The sequence below is a fragment of the Thioclava sp. F28-4 genome (genome assembly GCF_002020045.1).
In the GTDB taxonomy this organism is placed as follows: domain Bacteria; phylum Pseudomonadota; class Alphaproteobacteria; order Rhodobacterales; family Rhodobacteraceae; genus Thioclava; species Thioclava sediminum.
The window spans coordinates 204,637-227,777 of record NZ_MPZQ01000005.1; the positions used below are offsets into that span (position 1 = coordinate 204,637).

At 64.3% G+C, this 23,141-nt stretch carries 24 protein-coding genes; 8 read left to right on the top strand and 16 right to left on the bottom strand.

The window, feature by feature from the left end:
* The first annotated feature begins 1 nt into the window (after position 1).
* From flgA to BMI87_RS12815, 3 genes are read left to right on the top strand one after another with little or no spacing between them, the layout of a single operon-like run.
* On the top strand, positions 2-679 hold the full coding sequence (gene flgA, locus BMI87_RS12805) for a flagellar basal body P-ring formation chaperone FlgA (protein WP_078522001.1): 678 nt from the start codon (positions 2-4) through the stop codon (positions 677-679).
* Positions 676-1,431, top strand: a complete 756-nt coding sequence (flgH, locus tag BMI87_RS12810) for a flagellar basal body L-ring protein FlgH (RefSeq protein ID WP_348638856.1) — start codon at positions 676-678, stop codon at positions 1,429-1,431. Before flgA ends, flgH begins: the two co-directional genes overlap by 4 nt.
* 9 nt (positions 1,432-1,440) lie before the next feature.
* Complete coding sequence (locus tag BMI87_RS12815) at positions 1,441-1,875, top strand: hypothetical protein (RefSeq protein ID WP_146681596.1); 435 nt, start codon at positions 1,441-1,443, stop codon at positions 1,873-1,875.
* 39 nt (positions 1,876-1,914) lie between these two features.
* Here the strand turns inward: BMI87_RS12815 and BMI87_RS12820 are convergent, their stop codons facing one another.
* From BMI87_RS12820 to BMI87_RS12845, 6 genes are all read right to left on the bottom strand, one after another.
* Positions 1,915-2,586: a flagellar hook assembly protein FlgD gene (locus BMI87_RS12820; RefSeq protein WP_168175210.1), complete on the bottom strand. Its 672-nt coding sequence runs from the start codon at positions 2,584-2,586 to the stop codon at positions 1,915-1,917.
* A 10-nt stretch (positions 2,587-2,596) separates the two neighbouring features.
* Positions 2,597-3,967: a flagellar hook-length control protein FliK gene (locus tag BMI87_RS12825; RefSeq protein ID WP_078522004.1), complete on the bottom strand. Its 1,371-nt coding sequence runs from the start codon at positions 3,965-3,967 to the stop codon at positions 2,597-2,599.
* Positions 3,968-3,980: 13 nt separating this feature from the next.
* Complete coding sequence (locus BMI87_RS12830) at positions 3,981-4,745, bottom strand: hypothetical protein (RefSeq protein WP_078522005.1); 765 nt, start codon at positions 4,743-4,745, stop codon at positions 3,981-3,983.
* 10 nt (positions 4,746-4,755) lie between these two features.
* Positions 4,756-5,499, bottom strand: a complete 744-nt coding sequence (locus BMI87_RS12835) for a sigma-70 family RNA polymerase sigma factor (RefSeq protein WP_078522006.1) — start codon at positions 5,497-5,499, stop codon at positions 4,756-4,758.
* A gap of 240 nt (positions 5,500-5,739) precedes the next feature.
* Entirely contained in the window at positions 5,740-6,147 is a 408-nt protein-coding gene (locus BMI87_RS12840; protein ID WP_146681597.1) for a hypothetical protein, read from the bottom strand.
* Positions 6,148-6,495: 348 nt separating this feature from the next.
* Entirely contained in the window at positions 6,496-7,245 is a 750-nt protein-coding gene (locus BMI87_RS12845) for a winged helix-turn-helix domain-containing protein (RefSeq protein WP_078522008.1), read from the bottom strand.
* 322 nt (positions 7,246-7,567) lie between these two features.
* On the opposite strand from BMI87_RS12845, the gene BMI87_RS12850 reads away from it, so the two are divergent.
* From BMI87_RS12850 to BMI87_RS12860, 3 genes are all read left to right on the top strand, one after another.
* Positions 7,568-7,837, top strand: coding sequence for a MucR family transcriptional regulator (locus tag BMI87_RS12850; RefSeq protein WP_078522009.1), 270 nt, complete (start codon positions 7,568-7,570; stop codon positions 7,835-7,837).
* A gap of 169 nt (positions 7,838-8,006) precedes the next feature.
* Positions 8,007-8,471 carry a MucR family transcriptional regulator gene (locus tag BMI87_RS12855; RefSeq protein WP_078522010.1) on the top strand — a complete coding sequence of 155 codons (465 nt, stop codon included), beginning with the start codon at positions 8,007-8,009 and terminating at the stop codon, positions 8,469-8,471.
* A gap of 199 nt (positions 8,472-8,670) precedes the next feature.
* The gene (locus tag BMI87_RS12860; RefSeq protein WP_078522011.1) at positions 8,671-9,834 is read left to right on the top strand and encodes a flagellar motor protein MotB; all 1,164 of its coding nucleotides are present in this window, start codon (positions 8,671-8,673) and stop codon (positions 9,832-9,834) included.
* Between the two features lie 76 nt (positions 9,835-9,910).
* Here the strand turns inward: BMI87_RS12860 and dapA are convergent, their stop codons facing one another.
* Complete coding sequence (dapA, locus tag BMI87_RS12865) at positions 9,911-10,783, bottom strand: 4-hydroxy-tetrahydrodipicolinate synthase (RefSeq protein WP_078522012.1); 873 nt, start codon at positions 10,781-10,783, stop codon at positions 9,911-9,913.
* Positions 10,784-10,941: 158 nt separating this feature from the next.
* Here dapA and BMI87_RS12870 point away from each other — a divergent pair, with 158 nt between their 5' ends.
* Positions 10,942-12,885, top strand: a complete 1,944-nt coding sequence (locus BMI87_RS12870) for a lytic transglycosylase domain-containing protein (protein ID WP_078522013.1) — start codon at positions 10,942-10,944, stop codon at positions 12,883-12,885.
* Between the two features lie 64 nt (positions 12,886-12,949).
* Here BMI87_RS12870 and BMI87_RS12875 read toward each other — a convergent pair whose 3' ends face one another.
* Together BMI87_RS12875 and mnmD are read right to left on the bottom strand one after the other, a co-directional pair.
* Positions 12,950-13,822, bottom strand: a complete 873-nt coding sequence (locus BMI87_RS12875) for a DMT family transporter (RefSeq protein ID WP_078522014.1) — start codon at positions 13,820-13,822, stop codon at positions 12,950-12,952.
* Complete coding sequence (gene mnmD / locus BMI87_RS12880; protein ID WP_078522015.1) at positions 13,815-14,489, bottom strand: tRNA (5-methylaminomethyl-2-thiouridine)(34)-methyltransferase MnmD; 675 nt, start codon at positions 14,487-14,489, stop codon at positions 13,815-13,817. The genes BMI87_RS12875 and mnmD overlap by 8 nt, the downstream gene beginning before the upstream one ends.
* A gap of 49 nt (positions 14,490-14,538) precedes the next feature.
* Between mnmD and BMI87_RS12885 the strand changes: the two genes are divergently transcribed.
* Complete coding sequence (locus tag BMI87_RS12885) at positions 14,539-15,588, top strand: FAD-binding oxidoreductase (protein WP_078522016.1); 1,050 nt, start codon at positions 14,539-14,541, stop codon at positions 15,586-15,588.
* A gap of 212 nt (positions 15,589-15,800) precedes the next feature.
* Here the strand turns inward: BMI87_RS12885 and BMI87_RS12890 are convergent, their stop codons facing one another.
* From BMI87_RS12890 to BMI87_RS12920, 7 genes are all read right to left on the bottom strand, one after another.
* Positions 15,801-16,544 (bottom strand): sterol desaturase family protein, encoded by a 744-nt coding sequence (locus BMI87_RS12890; protein WP_078522017.1) that lies wholly within the window; start codon positions 16,542-16,544, stop codon positions 15,801-15,803.
* Between the two features lie 101 nt (positions 16,545-16,645).
* The gene (locus tag BMI87_RS12895) at positions 16,646-17,062 is read right to left on the bottom strand and encodes a Na+/H+ antiporter subunit G (RefSeq protein ID WP_078522018.1); all 417 of its coding nucleotides are present in this window, start codon (positions 17,060-17,062) and stop codon (positions 16,646-16,648) included.
* Between the two features lie 7 nt (positions 17,063-17,069).
* Positions 17,070-17,339: a K+/H+ antiporter subunit F gene (locus tag BMI87_RS12900; RefSeq protein ID WP_078522019.1), complete on the bottom strand. Its 270-nt coding sequence runs from the start codon at positions 17,337-17,339 to the stop codon at positions 17,070-17,072.
* Complete coding sequence (locus BMI87_RS12905; protein WP_078522020.1) at positions 17,336-17,827, bottom strand: Na+/H+ antiporter subunit E; 492 nt, start codon at positions 17,825-17,827, stop codon at positions 17,336-17,338. Before BMI87_RS12905 ends, BMI87_RS12900 begins: the two co-directional genes overlap by 4 nt.
* A gap of 13 nt (positions 17,828-17,840) precedes the next feature.
* Positions 17,841-19,556, bottom strand: a complete 1,716-nt coding sequence (locus tag BMI87_RS12910) for a monovalent cation/H+ antiporter subunit D (RefSeq protein WP_078522126.1) — start codon at positions 19,554-19,556, stop codon at positions 17,841-17,843.
* Positions 19,556-19,894, bottom strand: coding sequence for a Na+/H+ antiporter subunit C (locus tag BMI87_RS12915; protein ID WP_078522021.1), 339 nt, complete (start codon positions 19,892-19,894; stop codon positions 19,556-19,558). Before BMI87_RS12915 ends, BMI87_RS12910 begins: the two co-directional genes overlap by 1 nt.
* A complete protein-coding gene (locus tag BMI87_RS12920) occupies positions 19,894-22,890 on the bottom strand; it encodes a monovalent cation/H+ antiporter subunit A (protein ID WP_078522022.1) in 2,997 nt (998 codons plus the stop codon). The genes BMI87_RS12915 and BMI87_RS12920 overlap by 1 nt, the downstream gene beginning before the upstream one ends.
* Positions 22,891-23,141: the final 251 nt, after the last annotated feature.

The following is a 23,141-nucleotide window of genomic DNA, read 5'->3' on the forward strand; positions in this document are numbered from 1 at the left end:
CATGATCCCGAAATTCGCCTCTGCGACTGCCGTTTTCGCCACGCTCGTCACCGCGCTTCTCGCCGGTCCCGCGAGCGCGGAATCCGTGCGGGTACTCATCGCCGAGAAGGCGGAGCAGTCCTGGGGCCTCGAGATGCCGCCGAGCGGCCATTTCGAGATCACGCTGCAAGACAGCGCCCCCGGCGACGCGGAGATGATCAGCGATTTCTGGATGGACCGCTCCACGGGGCAGTTTCTCGCGAATGCGGTCGAGGCTTCGGGCGATGTGCGCCGCCTCGCGGGGCTTGCCCTGCTAAACCTGCCCGTTCCGGTGCCGACGCAGCAGATTCTCCCCGGCGCCATCCTGTCGGGCGACGATTTCCAGATGGTCGACCTGCCCTATGGCCAAGTCGGCGCCTATGCCGTGACCCAGCTCGACCATCTGGAGGGGATGCAGGTTCGGCGCGTGCTCGCGCGTGGGCGTCCGGTGATGAGCCAGTCGATCACCGAGCCGGTCATCATCTCGCGCGGCGACCCGGTCTCGATCGAATATTCGAAAGGCGCGATGTCGCTGACTGCGCCCGGCAAGGCGATCTCCGACGCCCATGCGGATCAGTCGGTGCGCGTGGTCAATCTCGTAAGCAACAAGATTGTCGAAGGCATCGCCAAGCCCGACGGCAAAGTGGAGATTCAGAAGTGAGACATCCGTTCTACATCCTGCCGATGCTCGCGCTGGCCGCCTGCGGTCCCGGCACGGCCTTCGAGCGCGACCCGAAAGTGAGCGACATGGTCGTCGATGGCGACACGATCCCCGAGGTGAACCGGGTCAGTGTGCCGATGCCGCCGCTGGAGCCTGCGCGCGTTCCGCAGCGGGCCGAGGCCGCGTCGCTCTGGCAGACAGGCTCCACCGGTTTCTTCGGCGATCAGCGTGCCGACAAGGTGGGCGATCTGCTGACCGTCGATATCGACATCAACGACGAGGCGCAGCTTCAGAACGCCTCCCAGCGCAGCCGCGACGGCAGCCAGAGCGTCGGATTCCCGACCTTCCTCGGCTATGGCGGAAAGATCGCGAAGATCCTGCCCGGCGTCAGCGAGAAAGACCTGCCCACGGGCAGCAACATCGTCGATCTCAGCTCGCAATCGAGCGCCAGCGGCACCGGCTCGATCAAACGCAATGAGACGATCAGCCTCAAGGTAGCAGCCCTCGTGATCCGGAAGCTGCAAAACGGGAATTTCGTGATCGCCGGACGCCAGGAGGTGAAGGTCAATCACGAGCTGCGCGAATTGCGCGTGGCCGGGATCATCCGCCCCGAAGACATCCGGATGGACAACACCATCCCCTACGAGAAGATCGCCGAGGCGCGCATCTCCTATGGCGGGCGCGGCCAGATCAGCAAGGTGCAACAGCCCCGCTACGGGGAAGACGCGCTCGACGTCGTCCTGCCCTACTGAGCGCGACCGATGCCGCGCTGGAGAACACTCGTCCTGCTCATAGTGGTGGTGCCGATCGTCGCGGCGGGCCTGGGCTATCTTGGCGGCAGCCAGATCGCGCCGGAGCCCAAAGCGCCCGAAGCCCCGCCCGAGCCTGCCCCGCGTGACATCGCCTTGGGTGCGATTACGGTCCCGATCTTCCGGGCGCGTGCGGTCAGCTACCTGACGGTCGACGTGACGCTGGTGCTGAAGGGCAAAGAGCTTCCCGATGGTCCGGCGCTCGTGCCGAAACTGCGCGACGAGACGCTCGATCTGCTGACCAGACTCGCGGATAATCGGATCTTCGAACCCGATACGGTCACGCCTGACGACCTCGTCCCGCTGCTCGAGCGTGGCCTCAAGGACCGTGTGCCCGGCTTCCAGGCGGCGAAGGTGAACAGCGCGGCACCATTCAAGCAAGGATAAGAAAGCCCCCGTCGCGCGCCGCGCCGGGGAACACTCGCGTCAGCCCGACACTGCAACGATGAGCGAGCTGGGCACTTCCTCGCCATTGCGCAGAACCAGCGACTGCCCCTGCGATGAGAAGCGCACCTGCTCGACCTGCGTGCTGGGATAGGTGTCGTAGGAAACCGCATTGCCATCGGTATCCTGCGCGTCGATCTCGACCCGGAACGTGTCATCGGGCACCGGCAACCCCGCAGAATCGCGCCCGTCCCAGTTCAGCGCGATCTTCTCGCCCGAACGTCCGGGCAGGCCTGTGATCCGGCGCAGTTCGGTCCCGTCCTCCGTCTTGATGATCGCGGTCACCTTGTCGGCGGGTGCGGCAAGCTCGTAGCTGGTGCTGGCCTGACCGTCGCGCAGCTCGATCCGGTCGGAGGCGAGCGACACCGTCTTGCCCATCAGGGCCACATCCGACATCCCGCCGATCGCGCTCAACTTGGCGTCGATCGTCTTGAGGTTGGTATTGGTCTGCACCGATTGCTCGACCTGACTCAGTTGCGCCAGCTGCGAGACGAATTGCGTCGAGTCCATCGGCTTCAGCGGATCCTGATTTTTGATCTGCGCCGTCAGCAGCTGCAGGAAGCTGTTGTAATCCGCCGAGAGCTTCGACTGCGCCGGATTTGCCGTGTCGGTCGCAGTCGCGGCCGGATTGGTGCTTGTCGGGGAGATGCTCATCTGGGGCTCCTCAGGTCCTGATATCCAGTTGTCCGTCGTCGATGGTGGGCTGCCAATCGGCGCCCAGCACGGGGACGTCTTCGTCAATGCTCGCGCCTTGGCCGGAGGAGCGTTCTTCTTCGCCCTCGCCATGACCGCCGAATTGCTCGAAATCGAGCGCGCCGCTATCCATCTGCAGGCCCTGCCCCGCCAGGATCGCCGCGAGCGTCTCGCGATCCCCGCGCAAGGCGCTCAGCACCGCCGGACTTTCGGCCCGAACGACCACGTTGACCTGACCGTGCTTGTCGCGCTCCACGTCGATCTCGATATCGCCCAGCCCGCGCGGGGTCAGGGCCACGCGAGTGCGCCCCTCCTGCAGATCGGCGCGGCGGAGTTGCGTCGCGACAAAGACCGCAAAGCGCGGCGAGGGCTGGGCTGTCTGCCCCGGTTGCGCCGGAGCCTCGCTCCGGGCTGTGTGACTTGCGTCATGCTGCGTGAGCCGTGCCACGGCCGCATCGGGCAGCGCCCCGGCGCGGGCGGCCTCGGCGAATGGCTGCGCCGGTTTGGGATCGCCCTTGCCCGGCGCGGCGGATAGCACTGCCGCCTGCGCCTCGGTCTTGCCCGTCTTCCCCGCGCCGTTCGCGGCGGCTTCCAGAACGGCACGCACGCGCGGGTCCATGTCGTTCTGGGGGACCTCCGGCGCCAGTGGCGCAGGCACCGCCCCGGCAAGCCCCTGCGGAACGGAGGTGATGACCTGCGACTGCGTCTGCAGCGCCTCAGACTTCGGCTGCGCCACCGGAGAGGAAATGTCGCCCGCAGAATGCGCGGGCATGAGCCCGGCGACCGATGGGGTCTGCGCGCCGACCTTTTGCGGCGATGCGGGCTCAGGCGGCTTCGCTTGCAGACCGAGCGAGACCAGAAGGCTCGCAAAGACCTCGTCGATCGTGTCGCTTTTGTCGTGCGCATGATCCGAAGCGGGCTTTGCCGCCGTGCCGCCAGTTTGCAGCGGCATCCCCTTTAGCGCTTGGGCGAGAGCTTCCTGCAATTTCGTGCCATGCGCGGCGTCGAACTCGGCGAGCGCCGTCGCGAGAGACGCGCCCAGCTCTTTCAGCACCGCCCCGACCGGCGTGCCCTGCGCCAATTCGGCCAGCGCACCGTCCCGAAGCTTCTGCAGCTTCCCAGCCAGCTCGGCCTGAAGCGCGGGATTCCCCGCAAGGATCGCCGCTGTCGCACCCTTGGGCGAAGCGGCCACCGCCGACGCCCCCGCCTTCGCGGCACTACCCGCATCCGGTTGCACGCCTTGCAAAAGCGATCCGAAGCCGGTCGCCTCCGATGACGACTTCCGCCCGGCCCCTGCGCCAGAGGCCGTCGTCTTCAGCAATGTCGCAGCTATCGCGTCCATCTCATCACCCTCGTCACACCAAACCCAAGCGCTTGCTCCGGCGCCCCGACGCCGCCTGCCACTCCATGAAGGGCGCGAACCAATCGCGGTTCTTTTCGTAGCCAAGCTGCTCGAGCAGATCGAACAGCACCGGGAAGCGCGAGAATTGATCGTAGATGCGCGCCCGATGTTCTTCGTCGCGCCACTTCGCGCGGGCCTTCTCGACCGGACGAATGCCGTTGAGCGGGCCTTTCAAATCCTCCGGGATCTCGGCCGCACCGAAATCGGAAAAACGCCCCTCGAACTTCAGATCGAGCGCATCGCGCAACTTCTCCTGAATCCTGTCGGGATCATCGGCAAGGTCTTCGTATTTCAGAAGGAAGACGCCTTGCGGGAAAATGCCGGATTTCAGCACGATCGCGATCGCCTCGTGGATCTGCAGCAGCCCCGGCATGACCGGCGCGGGCGCATCCGGGCCGCCGATGAAATACATCGCATCTGCCGAGATGAAGTAATCGTCCGGCACCGCCGAATGACGGCTCACGAGGATGTCGCGCGGATCACGCAGAGGCACGATCAGATCGATCCGCTTGTTGCGGACATTGGCCCGCGCGATATTCGCGATCTGGAAGATATCCAGCGGCCGCTTGCTGACCCAGTCTCCCCGCTGCCCGATCGTGGACAGTGCGCTGGTCTCGCGCGGCGGAATCTCGAACCCTTTGAGGGTCTCGCGCAGCATATTGTAGAACAGCGTCGTACCCGCGCGCCCATGTCCTGCGATCATCAGATGACGTGCCATCCCAGCCCTCTCAGTTCAGCATCGCTGGGCTGAACCCGCGCTTTTCAAGGCAGCGCTTCAACCGCATGAGCGCGCGCTTTTCGACCTGCCGGGCGCGCTCGCGGCTCATCCCGAGATCGCGGGCCAGATCGTCGAGTGGCTCCGGCGGCGTCTGCAATTTACGCCGCAAGACCATCTCGCGATCCGGCGCATCCAGATCGTCCAGCGCATCTTCCAGAACCTCGTGCGCCGCGCGTTCGGCGGATGCGGCCAGAGTCTGCTCCTCGGGCGTGAGGTCCGGGCTGCGCATCATTTCCATCATCTCGGCATCGCTGTCGTCGAACGACTTGGCATCCAGCGCCACCAGTCCGGTCAGAAGCTGGCTCGCCTCGGGATTGTCGAGCCGCCCCATCCGCGCATCGAGATAGACCCGCGCCGGCACATCTATCACCGTCTTGATCCGGGCGAGCGCATTTAGGACGCAGGTCATCACCCACCAGTGCGAATAGGTGGAGAACCGCACATCCTGCGTCAGATCGAACCGTTCGGCGGCACGCATCAGACCGATGATCCCTTCCGCCACGAGGTCTTCGAGCTCGACCGGATTGGTCGCCCAGCGACGCGCCTGCGCATAGGCCTGACGGACATGCGAGCGCAGGAGAATTTCGAGCGAGTCCCGATCTCCGTATTCCTGCCAGCGCGAGATGGCCTGCCGTTCTTCTTCAACATTCAGAAATGGCGCATCAAGTGCAGCACGGAAGCTCAATGCAAACATTACTCCGCCTCTATCCGCTCTATTCTTGAAGAACAGAAGACCACGGGGGCATGTCTGGAGAAAGCTTTACTTGATTAAAGGCAAGTTAATCGGAGGCTTTTCTGGTTAACCTCGGATTAATGCCGCGGTAGGCCGCGCCGCCTCTCGAGACGGCGCGGCATACTCATGACTTTGTCAGACTGGCTCGGTCCGCCAACCGAGCGCAGAACGCATAGCGGCCGTTTTCCACGGCCTTCGCGCTCACAGGTGACTGCCCGTCGCGGTCGCGCCGCGATCCCGCGCATCTTCGTGCAGCGAAAAGCCACCACGTGCGGGCGACGCCATCGCCGGCAGCCGGAGGTCGATCGCACGGTCCCCAAAACCATGCTTCACCCCTGCGACTTGCGTCGGCTCGATCACCACGAGGCTTCCATAGGGCACCTCGATTCCAAGCTCTTCCGCAAGAATATCACCAAGCGAGATTCCCGGCAGAAGCTCTTCGGCTTCGGGCAGCACGAGCAAGCTTGCATCCTTGCGAGTCGAGCGCAGCAAAACACTGTGCGCAGGCAGAAGCGCAGCCGCCACCAAACTTCCCTGAGACCCTGCGCCCGATGACGTTTGCGTCACCGAACCTTCCCAAATCTGCGCTAACAAATCGTTATTTTTCATGGACATCCCTAATCCCCGAGTCCCCAAATTCCAGTAACGGCAGATTACCAGTGTTTCACGATCCGGTAAGGTTAAGGATTGTTAAACCGTAAGGCGAGTAAGGATAAATTCTACGTGAAGGCGGCGAGCCCGTGACCGCCAAGTTATCCCCAGACCGACAACGGGCGAAGTGTTGGAAAGCCTAATTTTCATAGGTTCAAACACTATCGGTTGTGGGCACCCCCTCAATCATCCACAGTCTGTCGATGGTGCGACCACAGATTGTGTGCTCACGATCAGTCGCCGAGATGTTAACAATTAATAGCTTGACAGCGACTACCGCTAAAACAGTCCCAGAGACTCAACAACTCAATCTGAAGCTGTAAGGCTGCGCGACTTCCCGACGGGAATCTCGTAGAACGAGTATCCAGCCGAACGCACTGTTTCCACGACATATCTCTCGCCGAACGCGTCACGCAGCTTCTTGCGAATCTTGGTGATGTGAACGTCGAATTTGCGATCACCATAGACCCACATGCAGTTGTCGATTCGTCGCGACAGCGCGTCCCGCGTGACGATTCGTCCGCCGCTCCGGATCAGCTCGATCATGATCTCCCCCTCCGTGGGGGTAAGCTGCACCGCCTCGACGGCATCAGGGCCGGTCAGGCGGTTTTCCTCGTCGATCTTGAGGCGAGCGACCCGCTTTTCTTCGCTGGGGAAGCTGATGGGCAGACTGTTGCCCGCCCGAAGCCAGAGACGCGCGGCCAATTCCCTCTGAGAATAAGGCTGTCGGATCACATCATCGGCGCCGGCCAGAATCATCTCGGCAGCAAGCTCTCCGTCCGGAGTGGAGTCGACGAAGAAGATCAGGCTCTCCTTCGTACTGACGCGCGCAGTTCGGATCAGATCCGCGGCACCCTCTGCGTCGGCAAGGCTGATCAGCAAGATACATGGGGTTCCATGCAGCAGAATATATTGCTCGGCCTCAATCGCGGTTGCGAAAGGCAAAGGCTCCCAGCCGCAGCACGCGCGAAAGAAGTCGGCCAACTGTCCTTGCTTAGCGCCTTCTTCCGCTACGATGATGACGTTCTGTCTCCGCATGGCGTCCGAGCCAAACAAAAGGCAACTCCCCGTATCCCTCAGCGCTTTCGGGGCGAAACTCAGGCCTCACGCCCATCCCCGTTGCACCGTCACTTCCGAATAAAGCCGAGCGTCAGATTGGATGGCAGAGCATAAATCCGCCGAGCCTGACATCTTTGCATTTTCGAATTATAATCCCTGCGATATGCGATAATTCACGTGTTTTTGCCAGACAAGTCCAGCCTATGCCTTGAAATAGGACGCATCGACGGACGTTCAGCGGAAAAATTGGATTTCTTTGACCTAACTTTAAGAATTTCTTCAATCTTTCCCCTAAGAACAAAACCATGTGAGAGTAGACATGACGCAACAATCCCCGGCTTGCGCCGGCGAGCCAGCGACTTCCCGCACCCCGGCAGTGCCGATTTCGGAGAGTGTCTTTCCTGATCGGCTGATCTGCCTGGAGACGGGCCGCCCGATCAAGATGTTGAAGCGTCATCTTAAAAACCTGCTCGGAATGACCTTCGAGGAATATCGCGCCAAATGGGATTTGCCGCCGGACTATCCTACGAGTGCCCCGGACTATCAGCTCGCCAAGCAGCGTTGGCGCACGCGCGACAAACTGCATTGATCACCGCTAGGACAGCCGAAGCACTCGCCATAACAATCCTGCCAAAAAAATGTATCTTTGCAGGAAACCCAAGCACAGTTACCCGCGTTTGTTGACAGAAACGCATGTTGCACGTAACTTTCTCTACTAATCCGGGGATAGTGCAAAATTTAAGCATTGGAGAGACCACATGTCGAAGGATCGGCCCACGGATGCAGCTAACATTATCGCGACAGTGGCTGCCGCCTATGCCGCCCGCGCGGATGTAACGGCGGATCAAGTGGTCGACCTCGTGGCGAAGCTCTCCGCGCAGTTTGGCGAGGAGCTGGGCGAGGCAAGCGCCTCTCATGCAACGGACACAGCCACGGCGAACGCCAGCCATGCACGCCCGCAACCCGCACTTCCTATTGAAGACGCGGTGACCGAGGATAAGGTCTTCTGCCTGTGCTGCGGGCGCGGCTTCAAGATGCTCAAGCGCCATCTCGGCTCGGAACATGGGCTGAGCGAAGACGAATATCGGACCCTGTTCAATCTGCCCGCCGATATGCCGCTTGTCGCCCCCAGCTATTCGGCGCGCAAAGCGGCCTATGCCAAGAAAGTCGGCCTGGGCAAGCACAGCCGCGACGACCTCGAAGCCTCGCTTCACGACGCCTGATCGCGCGCGGGCCGCACAACGCCCGCCGCCCGAAAACGGTTCCAAAGCTACCATTGCGCGGCTTTGTTTCCAGATCATGAACGATTATCGCCCTCTTTTGGCCCATTTTTAATCCGACAACCCACAGTCAGGGGCTGCAGGACACGTATGCCCTGAGAATACAGCTGGCTCCGGTCGGCGAGGTGGGAAAGGGCAATCCATGGCACGGTCGAACCAAGCGCCGATCATTGTGAAGCGGAGCGATGACGATCACGAATCCGAGCATCACGGCGGAGCGTGGAAAGTCGCCTACGCGGACTTCATGACCGCAATGATGGCCTTCTTCCTGCTGATGTGGATCCTGTCCGTGTCGGATGAAAACCAACTGACCGGGATCGCCGATTACTTCGCGCCGGCGAAAATCTCGATGCAGGCGCCCGGTGGCACCGGTCCGCTCGCTGGCGAGACGATCGGGCCGAAAGGCGTCCTGAACGCCTCGCGTGCCAATGATGCCATCCCCGCCAATCCCGGCATCGGAAGCGAGACCGATCCCTCGACTGAGATGGCCAACGCCTCCGGTAAATCCAAGGACACCACGCCCGACGCGACGACCGACAAGCTCGCAGCCGCGGCAATGGCAACGACTGAGGCCGGAGATGCGACCGACGCGAAGACCGCTGCGGTCACGCCGCATGCCGTCGACGACGCCCGCTTCGAGACGCTTCAGACCCGGATCACGCAAGCGATCCAGCACGTCCCGGACCTTCGTCCGCTGCAGCAGAACGTGTTGTTCCGCCGCACGCCGGACGGGCTGAATATCGAGGTCGTGGATCAGGCTGGCAAAGCCATGTTCGCCTCGGGCAGCGCGAAGATCGACGGGCCGACATTGAAGCTGATGGATCAGCTTGGCCGCGCCCTTTCCGATCTGCCCAATGACGTACTGATCGCGGGTCACACCGACTCGGTCCCCTATCAGAAAGCGGGCGGCACCTATGGGAACTGGGAACTGTCCTCGGACCGCGCCAATGCGACGCGCCGGGCGCTCGTGACCGCCGGGGTCGCTCCGGAGCGTATCACCCGCGTCTCGGGCCTCTCGGACACCGATCCGCTGAAACCGGCAGAGCCCCGCGATCCCTCCAACCGCCGGATCACCGTGACCCTCGCCTATCTTCATCCGAAAACCGATGCGCCCGCGCCGACCGATACGGCGACGCCGCGGCTCGAGGCGAATGCGGAGCCCGCGGCCCCGCAACCGGCCCCGGCAGTCGAACACGCGGCCCCCGAAGCCGTCGCGCCCGCTGCACCCGCCGCGCCGAGCACGTCGGAACAGCCTCAGAAATTCAGCTCCGTCGCGCTCGACGATCTGCGCAGCGCCCTGCAATAACCCCCATCATCAAAGAAAAACGCCGGCGCGATCCTCATCGCGCCGGCGTTTTCTTGTCTTCGCTTGGCTCGGACCCTCAGATCAGACCGGCATGCGCCATCGCGGCGTCGATCGCGGTCTTCGTCTCGGGCAGAAGCTCGGTCAGCGGCAGGCGCACCTCGGCCGAGCACATGCCCAGCTTCGACATCGCGTATTTCGCGCCCGCAACACCCGGCTCGAGGAAGATCGCCATGTGCAGCGGCATCAGCTTGTCCTGATAGCTCAGCGCCTTGGCGTAATCGCCCGCAAGCGTCGCCTCCTGGAATTCAGCGCAAAGTTTCGGCGCGACATTCGCGGTCACCGAAATGCAGCCCACGCCGCCATGCGCGTTGAAGCCGAGCGCGGTCGCGTCCTCGCCCGAAAGCTGGATGAAATCGGGCCCGCAGGTCGCGCGCTGCATCGAGACACGCTCCAGCTTGCCGGTCGCGTCCTTCACACCGACGATGCGCGGCAGCTTGGCCAGCTCGCCCATCGTCTCGGGGATCATGTCGATCACCGAGCGGCCGGGGATGTTGTAGATCACGATCGGCAGCTCGCAGGCATCGTGCAGCGCGCGGTAATGCTCGATCATGCCGCGCTGCGTCGGCTTGTTGTAGTAGGGCGTCACGACGAGCGCCGCATCGGCCCCGGTTTCAGCTGCGTGCTGGATCAGCCGGACGCCTTCCGCGGTCGAGTTCGAGCCCGCGCCCGCGATGATCGGGATACGCCCCTTCGCGGCTTTCACGACCTCGGTGATGACGGTCATGTGCTCAGCGTGGCTCACCGTCGGGCTTTCACCGGTGGTGCCGACCGGCACGAGGCCGTGGCTGCCCTGGTCGATATGCCACTCGACGAGTTTCTTGAGCGTGTCCAGATCCAGTTCGCCGTCCTTGAACGGCGTGACCAGTGCGGGAAGAGACCCTTTGAACATGACACGCTCCTTTTTTTGGTTGGGCCGGGAAGGTGAGTCGTCCCGGCGGAAATCGGCCGGGTTATAGGCGGTTGCGCGGCGGTTGCCAACTTGTGATTCATCCCCATCTGTGAGAGGCCCGTAGCAAAGGGACAAACCCGCGACCACGAGCAGCCATTATGATCCGACGCCAGTTCCTCGCCGCACTTGCGGCTTCGAGTTTCGCGCTCTCGCCGGCCGCGCTTCGCGCCGCGAGTTCGGCGCTGTCCGATGCTTTCGCCGCGGCCAATTCCGGCAACTGGGACGAGGCTGAAAATCTCGCGCGCCGCGTCGGTCCCTTGGGCTTCGATGTCATCGAGTGGAAGCGCCTGCGCGACGGCGAAGGAGACTTCGCCGACTATCTCGATTTCGCCACCCGCCGCGCCGACTGGCCCGGCATGCCGTGGCTGCGCGAGAAGGGCGAGGCGAAGCTCGACGGCATCCCGCCGCGCGAGGTGATCGCCTATTTCAAACTCGGCCCGCCGCAGACCGGCACCGGCGCGCTGGCGTTGATTGGTGCGCATCTCGCCTTGGGCCAGAAGGCATTGGCCGCCGAGGTCGCCAAGACCGCATGGCGCCAACTGCCGATGGACGAAGACGAGCAGGCGAAGTTCTTGGCCGACTACCCCTCGCTCATCTCCGCCGATCATGGCGGGCGGATGCAGAACATGCTCGATCGCGGGCATCTCTCGGACGCGCGCCGGATGATCGGTCTGGTCACGCCCGGCACCAAGGCCGTCGCCGAGGCGCGGATCGCCCTGCAGGCGCGCGAGCATGGCGTGGACGATCTCGTGGCCGCCGTGCCCGGCTATATGGTCGAACGCTCCGCCGGACTTGCCCGCGACCGCGCGATGTGGCGCTGGCGCGCCGGGCTGGAAGACGGCGCGGCGGAGCTGATCCTAGAGCGGTCGAAATCCGCAACCGATCTGGAAGACCCCGGCCTTTGGGCGACCCTGCGCGGCTATCAGTCGCGCTGGGATCTGCGCGCGGGCAATACGCAGCGCGCCTATGATCTGGCCTCCTCGCACCATCTGGAACCGGGCGGGGCGGATTACGCCGATCTCGAATGGGTGGCGGGCTATGCCGCGCTGAAACTGGGCCGCGCCGATACGGCCTACAGCCATTTCCACAATCTCGAAAAGGCGGTGGACGGGCCGATTTCGTCGTCGCGGGCATGGTATTGGCAAGGTCGCGCGCTGGAGGTTCTGGGCCGCAGCGACGAAGCCAAGGCCGCATGGCGCAAAGGCGCGGAAAATCAGGACGCCTATTACGGGCTCCTGTCGGCGGAGCGGCTGAACCTGTCCCTGCCTGCGAATTTCTCCAAGGGGCCCGAGCTGCCCGACTGGCGGCGCTACAAGCTACGCCATTCTTCCGTCTTCAAGGCCGCGCAGCTGCTCTACGAAGCAGGCGAAAACGAGCTGGGTGCGCGCTTCGTGCTGCATCTCGAGGAAAGCCTCGGGCCGGGCAATTTCGGCGCGCTCACGAAGTACGCGCTTGAGGAGGACGACACCTATCTCGCGCTGATCATCGGCAAACGCGCCGCGCTGAAGGGCGAGATCATCGCGCAGGCGCTCTGGCCGATCCCGGGGCTGACGAGCCACGATCTGGGCGTGCCGGAAGAAGTCGTCCTCGCGGTCGCCCGGCGCGAGAGCCAGTTCGCGATCGGCGTGGGCTCTCCGGTGGGCGCGCAGGGCCTGATGCAGCTTATGCCCGGCACCGCGAAGATGATGGCGGATAAAACCGGCCTGCCCTACGAGAAGGCGCGGCTGACGACGGATGCGACCTATAACCTCAAACTGGGAGGCGCCTATCTTGCCGAGCTGCGCGACGAATTCGGGCCGTCTTCGGTGCTGGTCGCCTCGGGCTACAATGCCGGGCCCGGACGCCCGCGCAACTGGATGGAAGATCGCGGCGACCCGCGGATCGGCACGGTCGACGTGATCGACTGGGTCGAGATGATCCCCTTCACCGAGACCCGCAACTACGTCATGCGCGTTTCCGAGGCGATCCCGCCCTACCGCGCGCGGCTGGGCAAGGGCGAGGTGAAATTCACCGACATCCTGCGCGGTGACGTGACCGATTGAGGGGCGCTGCCCCTCGGCCTGACGGCCTCACCCCGGGATATTTGAACCAAGCCGAAAGAGGCGGTCACGCCTCTTGGGCCACCCGTGCGCGCCACAGGGTAAAGAGCCCCGCGCTGACCACGACCCCCGCGCCGATCACCACGTTCCACTCCAGCGACTCGCCGAAGACCACGACGCCCAGCGTCGAAGCGAAGACCAGTTGTAGATAGGCGAAGGGCTGGATCGCCGAGGCCTCGGCCACTTCATAGGCCTTGATCAGCAGGAAATGCCCGGTCGCGGCGGTGAAGCACAGCACGACCATCCACGCCCAGTCCGACGCGATCATGTTCTCCCAGTGCCAGATGCCGACTGCCGTGATCACCAGCGCCCCGATCACGCCGGTGTAGAAGAAGGACACCGAGGCCGGATCGACGCGGCCCACATAGCGCGTCATTAGCGAGTAGAGCGCGAACAGCGTCGCCGCCGCCAGCGGGATCAGCGCATAGGGAGAGAACACACCGAAGCCGGGCTTGAGGATGATGAGCACCCCGATGAAGCCCACACCGATCGCCGCCACGCGCCGCCAGCCAACCTTCTCGCCCAGCACCGGCCCGGAAAGCCCTGCGACCAGCAGCGGGTAGCAGGCGAAGACCGCATGGGAATGGACGAGCCCGAGATAAACGAAGGCCTGCACCATCACGATCACCTCGGTGATCAGGATGATCGAGCGGATCACCTGCGCCCAAGGCAGGCCCGAGCGGGTCGCCCGCTTGATCCCGCCGGGGCTGCGCGCCGCGATCACCAGCACGAAGGCGGCGAAGAACCAGAAGCGCACCATCAGCGCCATGTAGACGTTATAGGTCTCGGCCAGATGGCGCGAGATGCCGTCCTGAAGCGCGAAGATGAAGGTCACCGCGACCATCAGCGCGATGCCGCGGCGGGTCGATTGTTCAACCATGTTTCACCCCGTGCGACATGTGGCGTTTGCGCCCGAAGCCGGGGCTCCGGTTCACCTCGAAGCCCGCGGCCTCGAGGGCGCGGCGCACGAAGCCTGCCGCCGTGTAGGTCGCGAAGGAGCCGCCCGGCACCGTATGCGCGCCGACCTCGGCCATCAGATCGTCGCCCCAAAGCTCGGGATTCTTCGCGGGCGAGAACCCGTCGAGGAACCACGCATCGGCTTTCCCCTCCCAAGCGGGAAGCGCCGCGCGCGCATCCCCCTCGATGATCTCCACCGCAATCGGACCGAGTTGAAACTGGCGCTGCCCCGCAGCCCAGGCTTCCAGATAAGGACCGGCCACGGGTGCGACCTCCGGAAATGCCTCCAGCGCCCGTGCGATCTCGTCCGCCTCCATCGGGTAGGCCTCGAAGGAGGTGAAGCGGATCGGGCAGTCCTCGGGGCAGGCCAGCCGCAGCGCAAGCAGGTTCAGCCCCGTACCGAAGCCCAGTTCGGCCACGTGAAAGCCAGGACGCAGCCGCGCGGGTAGATCATTGCCCGCCAAGAACACGTGTCGCGTCTCGTCCAGACCGCCCGCAAGGCTGAAATAGGGATCGTCGAACCGCCGCGAGACCGGCACAAGGTCATCGCGCCAATCGAGATCGGCTTTGCTCTGGTCAGGGGCGTTCATCGGGGATAGTCCACAGTCTCCGGCCCAGCCTTGAAGCAGGAGGCGCGAAATGACAAGCGGCAGACACGACATAACCGTGCGCGGCGGCGGCATCTTCGGCCTCGCGATCGCGTATCAGGCAGCAAAGCGCGGTGCGAAGGTCCGGCTCATCGAACGCAGCCGCATCGGCGCGGGCAGCTCGGGCGGCCATGTCGGCGCGCTCGCCCCGCATGTGCCGGAGAACTGGAACCCCAAGAAACAGTTCCAATTCGAGAGCCTGCGCATGGCGGAAGCCTTCTGGGCCGAAGTGCAGCGCATTGGCGGCGGCGACCCGGGATATGCCCGCCTCGGGCGGCTACAGCCGTTGGCAGACGAGGCGCAGATCGCACGCGCCAAGGAGCGAGCGGCAGGGGCGGCCGAGCTGTGGCAGGGCTTCGCCACATGGCGCGTGGCCGAGGCCGCGGAATTCGGGGCCTTCGCACCGCCCTCGCCCACCGGGCTCGTGATCCATGACACGTTCACGGCGCGCGCCAACCCGCGCGCCGCCGGGGCCGCGCTGGTCGCGGCGCTCGACGCGATGGGCGCGGAGATCGTGATCGGCGAGGCCGAGGAGGTTGGTCCGGTCATCCACGCGACCGGCGCCGAAGGTCTGGCCGAGTTGAACGCGGTGGTCGGCAAAACCGTCGGCACCGGCGTGAAGGGCCAATCGGCGCTCTTCCGATACGCGGCTGGCGACGTGCCGCAACTCTTCGCGGAGAGCCTCCACATCATTCCCCATTCAGACGGCACGGTCGCGATCGGGTCGACCTCCGAGCGCGAATTCGACGCCCCAGACACGACCGATGCACAGCTCGACGCGCTGATTGAGAAAGCCCGCGCGCTTTGCCCGCCACTCGCCGAGGCTCCGGTAATCGACCGTTGGGCCGGGGCGCGCCCGCGCGCCAAGTCGCGCGCGCCGATGCTGGGTGATTGGCCCGACCGTCCGGGGCATTTCATCGCCAATGGCGGGTTCAAGATCGGCTTCGGCATGGCGCCGAAAGTGGCCGAGGTGATGGTCGATCTGGTGCTGGAGGGGCGCGACACGATCCCCGAAGGCTTCCGCGTGACGGACAACCTGTAAGGGGCTCCGCCCCCGGCCTGCGGCCTCCCCCGGGATATTTATGCCAAGAGGAAGAAAAACGCCCGGCTCGAACCCGGTTGCGGGCGGCTGGCCGGGCGCTTCCCCTTGGGCGGCCATCGGCGTCCCCGCCTGTTCCGCGAGATCAGGGTCAGGCGATTCTGGTTACGGAAGGTTTAACTTCCTCTTGGCGGAAATATCCCGGGGGGGGCGCGTCAGCGCGCGGGGGCAGCGCCCCCTCCGACATGACCCGCCCGCGAGACCTCTGCCTCGGTGATCCCGAAGCGCGGCGCGAATTTCTCCCGCGCCGCGATCAGGCGCGGATCGTCGGGGCGCAGGCCGAGGGTCCGGATGAACTCGACACGGCTTTGGGTCTTGAGCTGATCGCGCGAAATCGCGGTGCCCATCAGCCGGTCGATCACCTCGCCGCCCGCGGTGACGTGAAACCATTTCGAGAAGTCGCGGAAATGGTGCTGGTTGTGCAGCGTCGAGACATGGCGCTCGATCGCGGTCTTCTTCACGGTGACATGGGCGGTGGTGTGGAACCATTCATAGGCAAGGAAGGTGGCGGCTCCGCCAAGCGGCACGACGGCCACGGCGATATCGAACGCATACGGCACGCCGATCAGCGACAGCACCGCCCAAAGCAGCGCGGTATTGCCCACGAGCACCGGCACGATCACCGAGAGCGGCGCGAACAGAAGCGGCCAGCAGGTCGGGAATTCGTGGTGGCCGTAATGCACCCGGTAGAGCCAGTTGAAGGCCCATTGCCGCTTCGGCGGCGCCATGTGGAAGATGTAGCGGTGGAGCCCGTATTCGTTGAGCATCTGCGCCGGGATCCCCAGCAGCGCAACCGCCCAGAGCCACCAAGGCCCCTGCGCGATCCAATAGACCGCTGCGGCGACGACGGCGATCATCACCCAGATCGACAGATGGGACAGCATCAGCCGCATCCGCATCGCGAAAGTCTCCCGAAATCTCCTCCGCGGATAAGCCTGCCACGGGTTACGCGCGCGTCAAAGCGTTTCGCAACGTCAGGGGCAGTCCTTCGTTCTCGTCGTCAGTCGTTCTCGTGCGGGATGTTCTTTTCCCGCTCGACCGCCAGTTCGCCCTTCGAGGTATCGGCATCGGCGGTGTGCACCGCCCAGTCGCCCTCGCCCGCAGGTCGCGGCAGCTTCTCGGCCGGCCAGTCGCGGAATATATTGGCTTTCGAGATGAAATGCGCGGTGATCGGGGCCGTCAGGAAGATGAAGATGGTGACCATCAGCTCGTGCAGGGTCAGGTGACCCTGCTTCACCGCGAACCAGACCATCGAGGCGATCAGGATCGCGCCCACGCCCAGCGTCGCGGCCTTGGTCGGCGCGTGCAGGCGGGTCATCGGGTCGGGCAGTTTGACTAGGCCGAAGCTGCCGACGAGACCGAAAATGCCGCCGATCACGAGCAGCGCGGAAATCAGGATGTCCCAGAACAGTTCCATCACGCCCTCACTCGATAATGTCGCCGCGCAGGATGAACTTGGCGAAGGAGACCGTCGCCACGAAACCCGTCATTGCGTAAAGGATCGACGCTTCGAAGAAGAGCGCCGTGCCCTCCCAGATGCCGAACAGCACGATCATCGCGATCGCGTTGATCGCCATCGTGTCGAGCGCGAGGACCCGATCGGTCACGCCCGGCGCCTTGACGACCCGGTAGAGGTTGAACAGCAGCGCCAGCGAATAGCAGGCGATGGCGAAGATCAGGGCGTAGGTGATCATTCGAAAATCTCCTTCAGGCGGGCCTCGTAGCGGGACTTGATCTCGTCGCGCACCTCGTCGGCGTCGGGCGCATGCAGCGCGTGGACCAGCAGCGAGTGCCCGTCGGCGGCCAGCTCCGCCGTCAGCGTTCCGGGGGTCATCGTGATCGTGCCCGCCAGAACCGTCACCGCCTCGGGCGTGACGATGTCGAGCGGCACCGTGACCCAGGCGGGGTGCAGCTTGGAATTGGGCATGAAGAGTACGATCTTCGCCACGGTGATATTCGCGACGATGATATCCCAGATCACGATGAAGATGTACTCGATGATCTTCAGCGGCTTCGCGAAACGCGGGCGCGCGGGCCAGTAGGGCGCGGTTATCCACGGGATCACGAGCCCGACGAGGATCGCGAAGACCAGCGAATTGAGCGTGTAGCTATTGGCCAGCATCAGCCAGACCATCACCAGCGTGACGGTCAGGTAGGGGTGGGGAAGGATCTTGCGGATCATCTCTTTGCTCCCCTCAATGCGCCGCGGCGGGGGCGTCCTGCCCCGTCTCGGTTCCGGTGTGGGTGTCGGCCTGATCGGCGGGCTGAGCGTCGGCATGCGGGTCGGCGGCACTGGTGTCGCCGCCATGGCCGTCCTCGGCCTGCATTTCCTCGCTCACCTCCATATGGCCATGCTCATGCGCCCCGATGCGTGCCGCCTCCTGCGCGCGCTCTTCCGCGCCGGCGAGAACCGCGTCGATATATTGCGACGGCGTGAACAGCTGCGCGGAGGTGCCCTGCAGCCAGGTGCTCGCAGGTCCGGCCAGCGCGGTCAGCGCCACCGACCCGGCCAGCAGGATACCGGTCGCGGTAAAGGCGAGGCCCGGCGAGCTCGCATCCTTCGGCGCGGGCGGCAGATCGTCTTCCTCAACCTCGACCGCGTAGGAGCGCCAGAACACTTGGCTACCCGCACGGGCATAGCCCACGATGGCAATCAGCGAGGTCACCAGAACCGTGGCCCAGAGCGCCCATTGGCCGCGCGTCGCATCGAGGATCATCAGCTTGCCGAGGAAGCCCGAGAGCGGCGGCATCCCGGCCATCGCGATCGCGCCCATGAAGAACATGCCCGCCATCAGCCCGTGGTTCTTCATCAGCGGCGCATCTGTAAAGCCGAGCCCCCAGCGCCCGCGCCGCTCGCGCACGAGATCGGCGATGAGGAACATCGCCCCGGCGATCAGCGTCGAATGGATCATGTAGTACAGACCCGCCGTGGTCGCGCCTTGGGTGAACTGCGCAAATGCCAGCATCATCGTCCCGACCGAGCCGATCACCGCATAGGCGACCGTGCGGCCCATATCGCGGGCGCCGAGAATGCCGATCATCCCGATCGCGATCGTCAGGAAGGCCGAAGGCAGCAGGATGTCATGGGCAAGCGTGCCGATCGTACCGGTGATCGGGAAGATCAGCGTGTAGACGCGGACGATCGCATAGGTGCCGACCTTGGTCATGATCGCAAACAGCGCCGCCACCGGGCCGGGTGCATTGGTGTAGGTCGCGGGCAGCCAGAATTGCAGCGGCACCAGCGCGGCCTTGACCGCGAAAACCAACATCAGAAGCGCCGCACCAACCTTGATCAGCGCCGTCTGCTCGGAGGGCATCTCGGCCACCTTCACCGCCAGATCGGCCATGTTGAGTGTGCCCGCCGTCGCGTAGATCGTCCCCAGCGCGAAGAGGAACAGCGTGGAGCCCGCGAGGTTGTAGACCACATATTGCACGCCCGATTTCAGCCGCGCGCGCCCGCCGCCATGGATCATCAGACCGTAGGAGGCGATCAGCAGAACCTCGAAGAAGACGAACAGGTTGAACGCGTCGCCAGTAAGGAAGGCGCCGTTGATCCCCATCATCTGGAACTGCATCAGCGAATGGAAATGCCAGCCGCGCTTGTCCCAGCCCGAACCGATCGCATAGAGCACGATCACGAGGCCGAGGATCGAGGTCAGCAGCAGCATCAGCGCGGACAGCCGGTCGAGGACCAGCACGATGCCGTAGGGCGGCTCCCAGTTGCCGAGGCGATAGACCTCGGGCGGGCCCATCGAGGCCGAGGTCATCAGCACGATGGCCAGCACCAGAAGCGCCGACATGCCGAGGATCGAGGCCACGCGCTGCGTGACCAGATCGTAGCGCATCCACAGCACGATCAGCGGCGCGAGCATCGCCGGGATCAGGACGGGCGCGATGATCCAATGCTCCATCATTGGCCGTCCTCCTCTTCCTCGAGGTCGATGCGGTCATTGCCCGCCTCGATGAAGGCGCCAAGCGCGAGCATCACCACAACCGCAGTCATCCCGAAGGAAATCACGATCGCGGTCAGGACCAGCGCCTGCGGGATCGGGTCTGTATAGGAGGTCACGCCGTCGCGCAGGATCGGCGGCTGGTTGATCACCAGACGGCCGGTGGCGAACAGGAACACGTTCACCGCGTAGGACAGCAGCGACATGCCCACCACCACGGGGAAGGTGCGCAGACGCAGGATCATGTAGATGCCAGCGGCGGTCAGCACGCCGATGGCCGATGCAACGAGCACTTCCATCAGTGATCGCCCCCGTTGGTCTTCTTGTTCTCGTGCACGGTGTCACGCTCGTTCTGGGTGGCTTCGCGCGCGGCGCGGGCGGTCTTCCACCAGCGGCGCGGCACTTTGGCTTCGGGCGGATAGGGCCCGGCCGAGAGCGGCGCGAGCACGCGGGCCTCGGGCTTCTCGGCCGCGATATGCGCGCCCTCCTCGCCGCCTTCCTCGCCCATCGCGGCGCGGCGCGCGAGGCGGCTCAGCCCGCCAAGCGCCAGCATCACCGAGCCGACGACGCCGAGGAACACGCCAAGGTCGAAGCCCGCGGCGGTCGCCAGCTCGAACTTGTCGAGGCCGGGCAGTTTCACATAGCCGAAATCGGAGGTGAGGAAGGGCATGTCGTTGAAGAACGCCCCGGCCCCGGTGATCCCCGCGACCAGCACGCCGGATGCGATCAGCACGTGGTAATAGACCTTCTGGCGCGCCTGCGTCCACGCGAAGCCCGAGGCCATGTATTGCGTCACCAGCGCGATCGCGACGACGAGACCGGCGATGAAGCCGCCACCGGGCTCGTTGTGGCCGCGCAGGAAGATATAGAGCCCCACGACCAGCGCGATCGGCATCATCACCCGCGTCACGATCAGCAGCATCAGCGGGTGCTTGTCGCCGCCACGCGGCACGTCGGGCCGCCACGCGATCAGCTTGCGCGAGGACGCGCCCTGCAGCAGCGCCTCGGTCAGCGCGAAGATCACCAGCGCGGCGATGCCGAGCACCGTGATCTCGCCGAACGTATCGTAGCCACGGAAGTCCACGAGGATCACGTTCACCACGTTGTCGCCGCCTGCGAGGTTGTAGCTGTTGTCGAGCATGTAGCCGGACATCGTCGGGAAAGCGAAATCGCGGGTCAGCAGCGCATAGATCAGCCCCGAGACCGCAACGCCCGCCGCGACCGAAAGCCCGACGTCGAAGCCGATCTTCATCCGGCTGGATTCGATCGAGGTGATCTTGGGCAGGAAGTTCAGCGCAAGAAGCATCAGTACCGTCGTCACGATCTCGACCGAGATCTGCGTCAGCGCGAGGTCGGGCGCCGAGAGGAAGATGAAGGAGATCGACACGGTCAGGCCGACGATCCCGATCAGCACCAGCGCGAGGATGCGGTTGTGATGGAAGGCGACGATACACATCGTGGCCGTCAGCAGCAGCAGCCAAGAGGTCACGGCCGCGCCGTTCACCGGCGTCAGCGCGCGGGTCTGCGGCCCCAGCGTGCCGCTCATGAAGGCATAGAGCCCCACCCCGACCGCGGTAATCGTGAACAGCATCAGGTAACGCGCCATCGCGCCGGTATGCAGCCCTTGGGTGATCCACGCCGCAAGGCTCTGCACCTTCGCGACCACCCAGTCGAACATCACCTTGGCCTCGGGGCGCGGAGTGGCGTCCCAGATGCGCTGGAACGGGCGATGCGCGGCGAGCAGAGCGATACCGCCGGTGACGGCAATGGCCGACATGATCAGCGCCGGCGTGACGCCGTGCCAGATCTTCAGCTCGTGCATGTGATAGCCGCCACCGACGACCGCATTGGTCGCCATCTGGACATAGCTGCCCGCCACCGCCATCGGGAACAGACCGATCGCGATCACGAGGAAAGCGAGGAAAGCCGGGCTGATCCACATGCCGAAGGGCGGATCATGCGGGGTCTTCGGCAAATCCTGCGGCGGCGGGCCGAAGAAACCGTGGCTGATGAAGCGGAAGGCATAGGTCGCCGAGAACAGCGCTGCGATGGTGGCCAGCACCGGGATCAGCCAGCTATTGTCGAGCCACTTCGTATGTGCGGCAGCCTCCAGCATCATCTCTTTCGACAGGAAGCCGTTGAAGAAGGGAATGCCCGCCATCGACAGAGCCGCGATGGTCGCGATCACAAAGGTGATCGGCATCAGCTTGCGCAGCCCCGAAATGCGGGTGAGGTCACGCGTGCCCGCCTCGTGATCGACGATGCCCGCCGACATGAACAGCGCCGCCTTGAAGGTCGCGTGGTTGATGATGTGGAACACGGCGGCCAGCGCCCCGGCCTCGGTCCCCAGTCCCAGCATGAAGGTGATGAGCCCCAGATGCGAGACCGTCGAGAAGGCCAGAAGGGCCTTCATGTCGTGCTTGAAGATCGCGATCTTCGCGGCGATCAGCATGGTGATCAGCCCGACGCTCGCGACGATGTAAAACCACTCCGGCGTGCCCGAGAGCACGGGCCACATCCGCGCCATCAGGAACAGCCCCGCCTTCACCATCGTGGCGGAGTGCAGATAGGCCGAAACGGGCGTCGGCGCCGCCATCGCGTGCGGCAGCCAGAAATGGAACGGGAACTGCGCGGATTTGGTGAACGCGCCGCCGAGGATCAGCAGCAGCGCCGGGATGTAATAGGGGCTCGCCTGAATGGCGTCCTTGTGCTGCAGGATTTCCGAAATGTCGTAGCTGCCCGCGATATTGCCGAGGATCAGCATCCCCGCGATCATCGACAGGCCGCCCAGACCGGTCACGGTCAGCGCCATGCGCGCGCCCTGACGGCCCGCAGGCAGGTGCTTCCAATAGCCGATGAGCAGGAAGGAGCTAAGCGAGGTCAGCTCCCAGAAGATCAGCAATAGCAGGATGTTGTCCGACAGGACGATCCCCACCATCGCGCCCTGGAACAGCAGCAGATAGGTGTAGAACTGACCGACCGGGTCCTTGTTCGACAGGTAGAACCGCGCATAGAGGATGATCAGCAGCCCGATCCCGAGGATCAGCGTCGCGAACAGCATCCCCAGACCGTCGATCCAGAAATTCACGTTCAGGCCCAGCCAGGGCAGCCAGTCGATCTTGGTCTCGACGACACCGCCTGCCATAACGGTCGGCAGGTTCAGCAACAACCCAAGCAGCGCCAGCCCCGTAAACAGGGCCGAAACCGCGGCGGCATTGGTGCGTCCGGTGCGGATAAGGATCGACGGCATGGCTGCGCCCAGGAAGGGCAAAGCGGCGATCAAGGCAGGCGACATCTTCTCTCCGGTCCGTTCTTTGGCGGGCCTTGGGGCGATGGATGCGACCGCACTCTCCCCCCGCGCAAGCATTACTTTACCTGCGCACAGGGGGCATGTCTGTCAAGCTTCGCGACGGCGTTTCCTGAGTAGAATCGCAAGGCATTGTGCGGAGGCCGCCTCAAAGCGGCAGCGATCGACCCTTCTCCCGCCATTTTGCACATGCGGCATTCTGCGGCACAAATGTCGCTGAATCGGCGGGAAATCGCGCT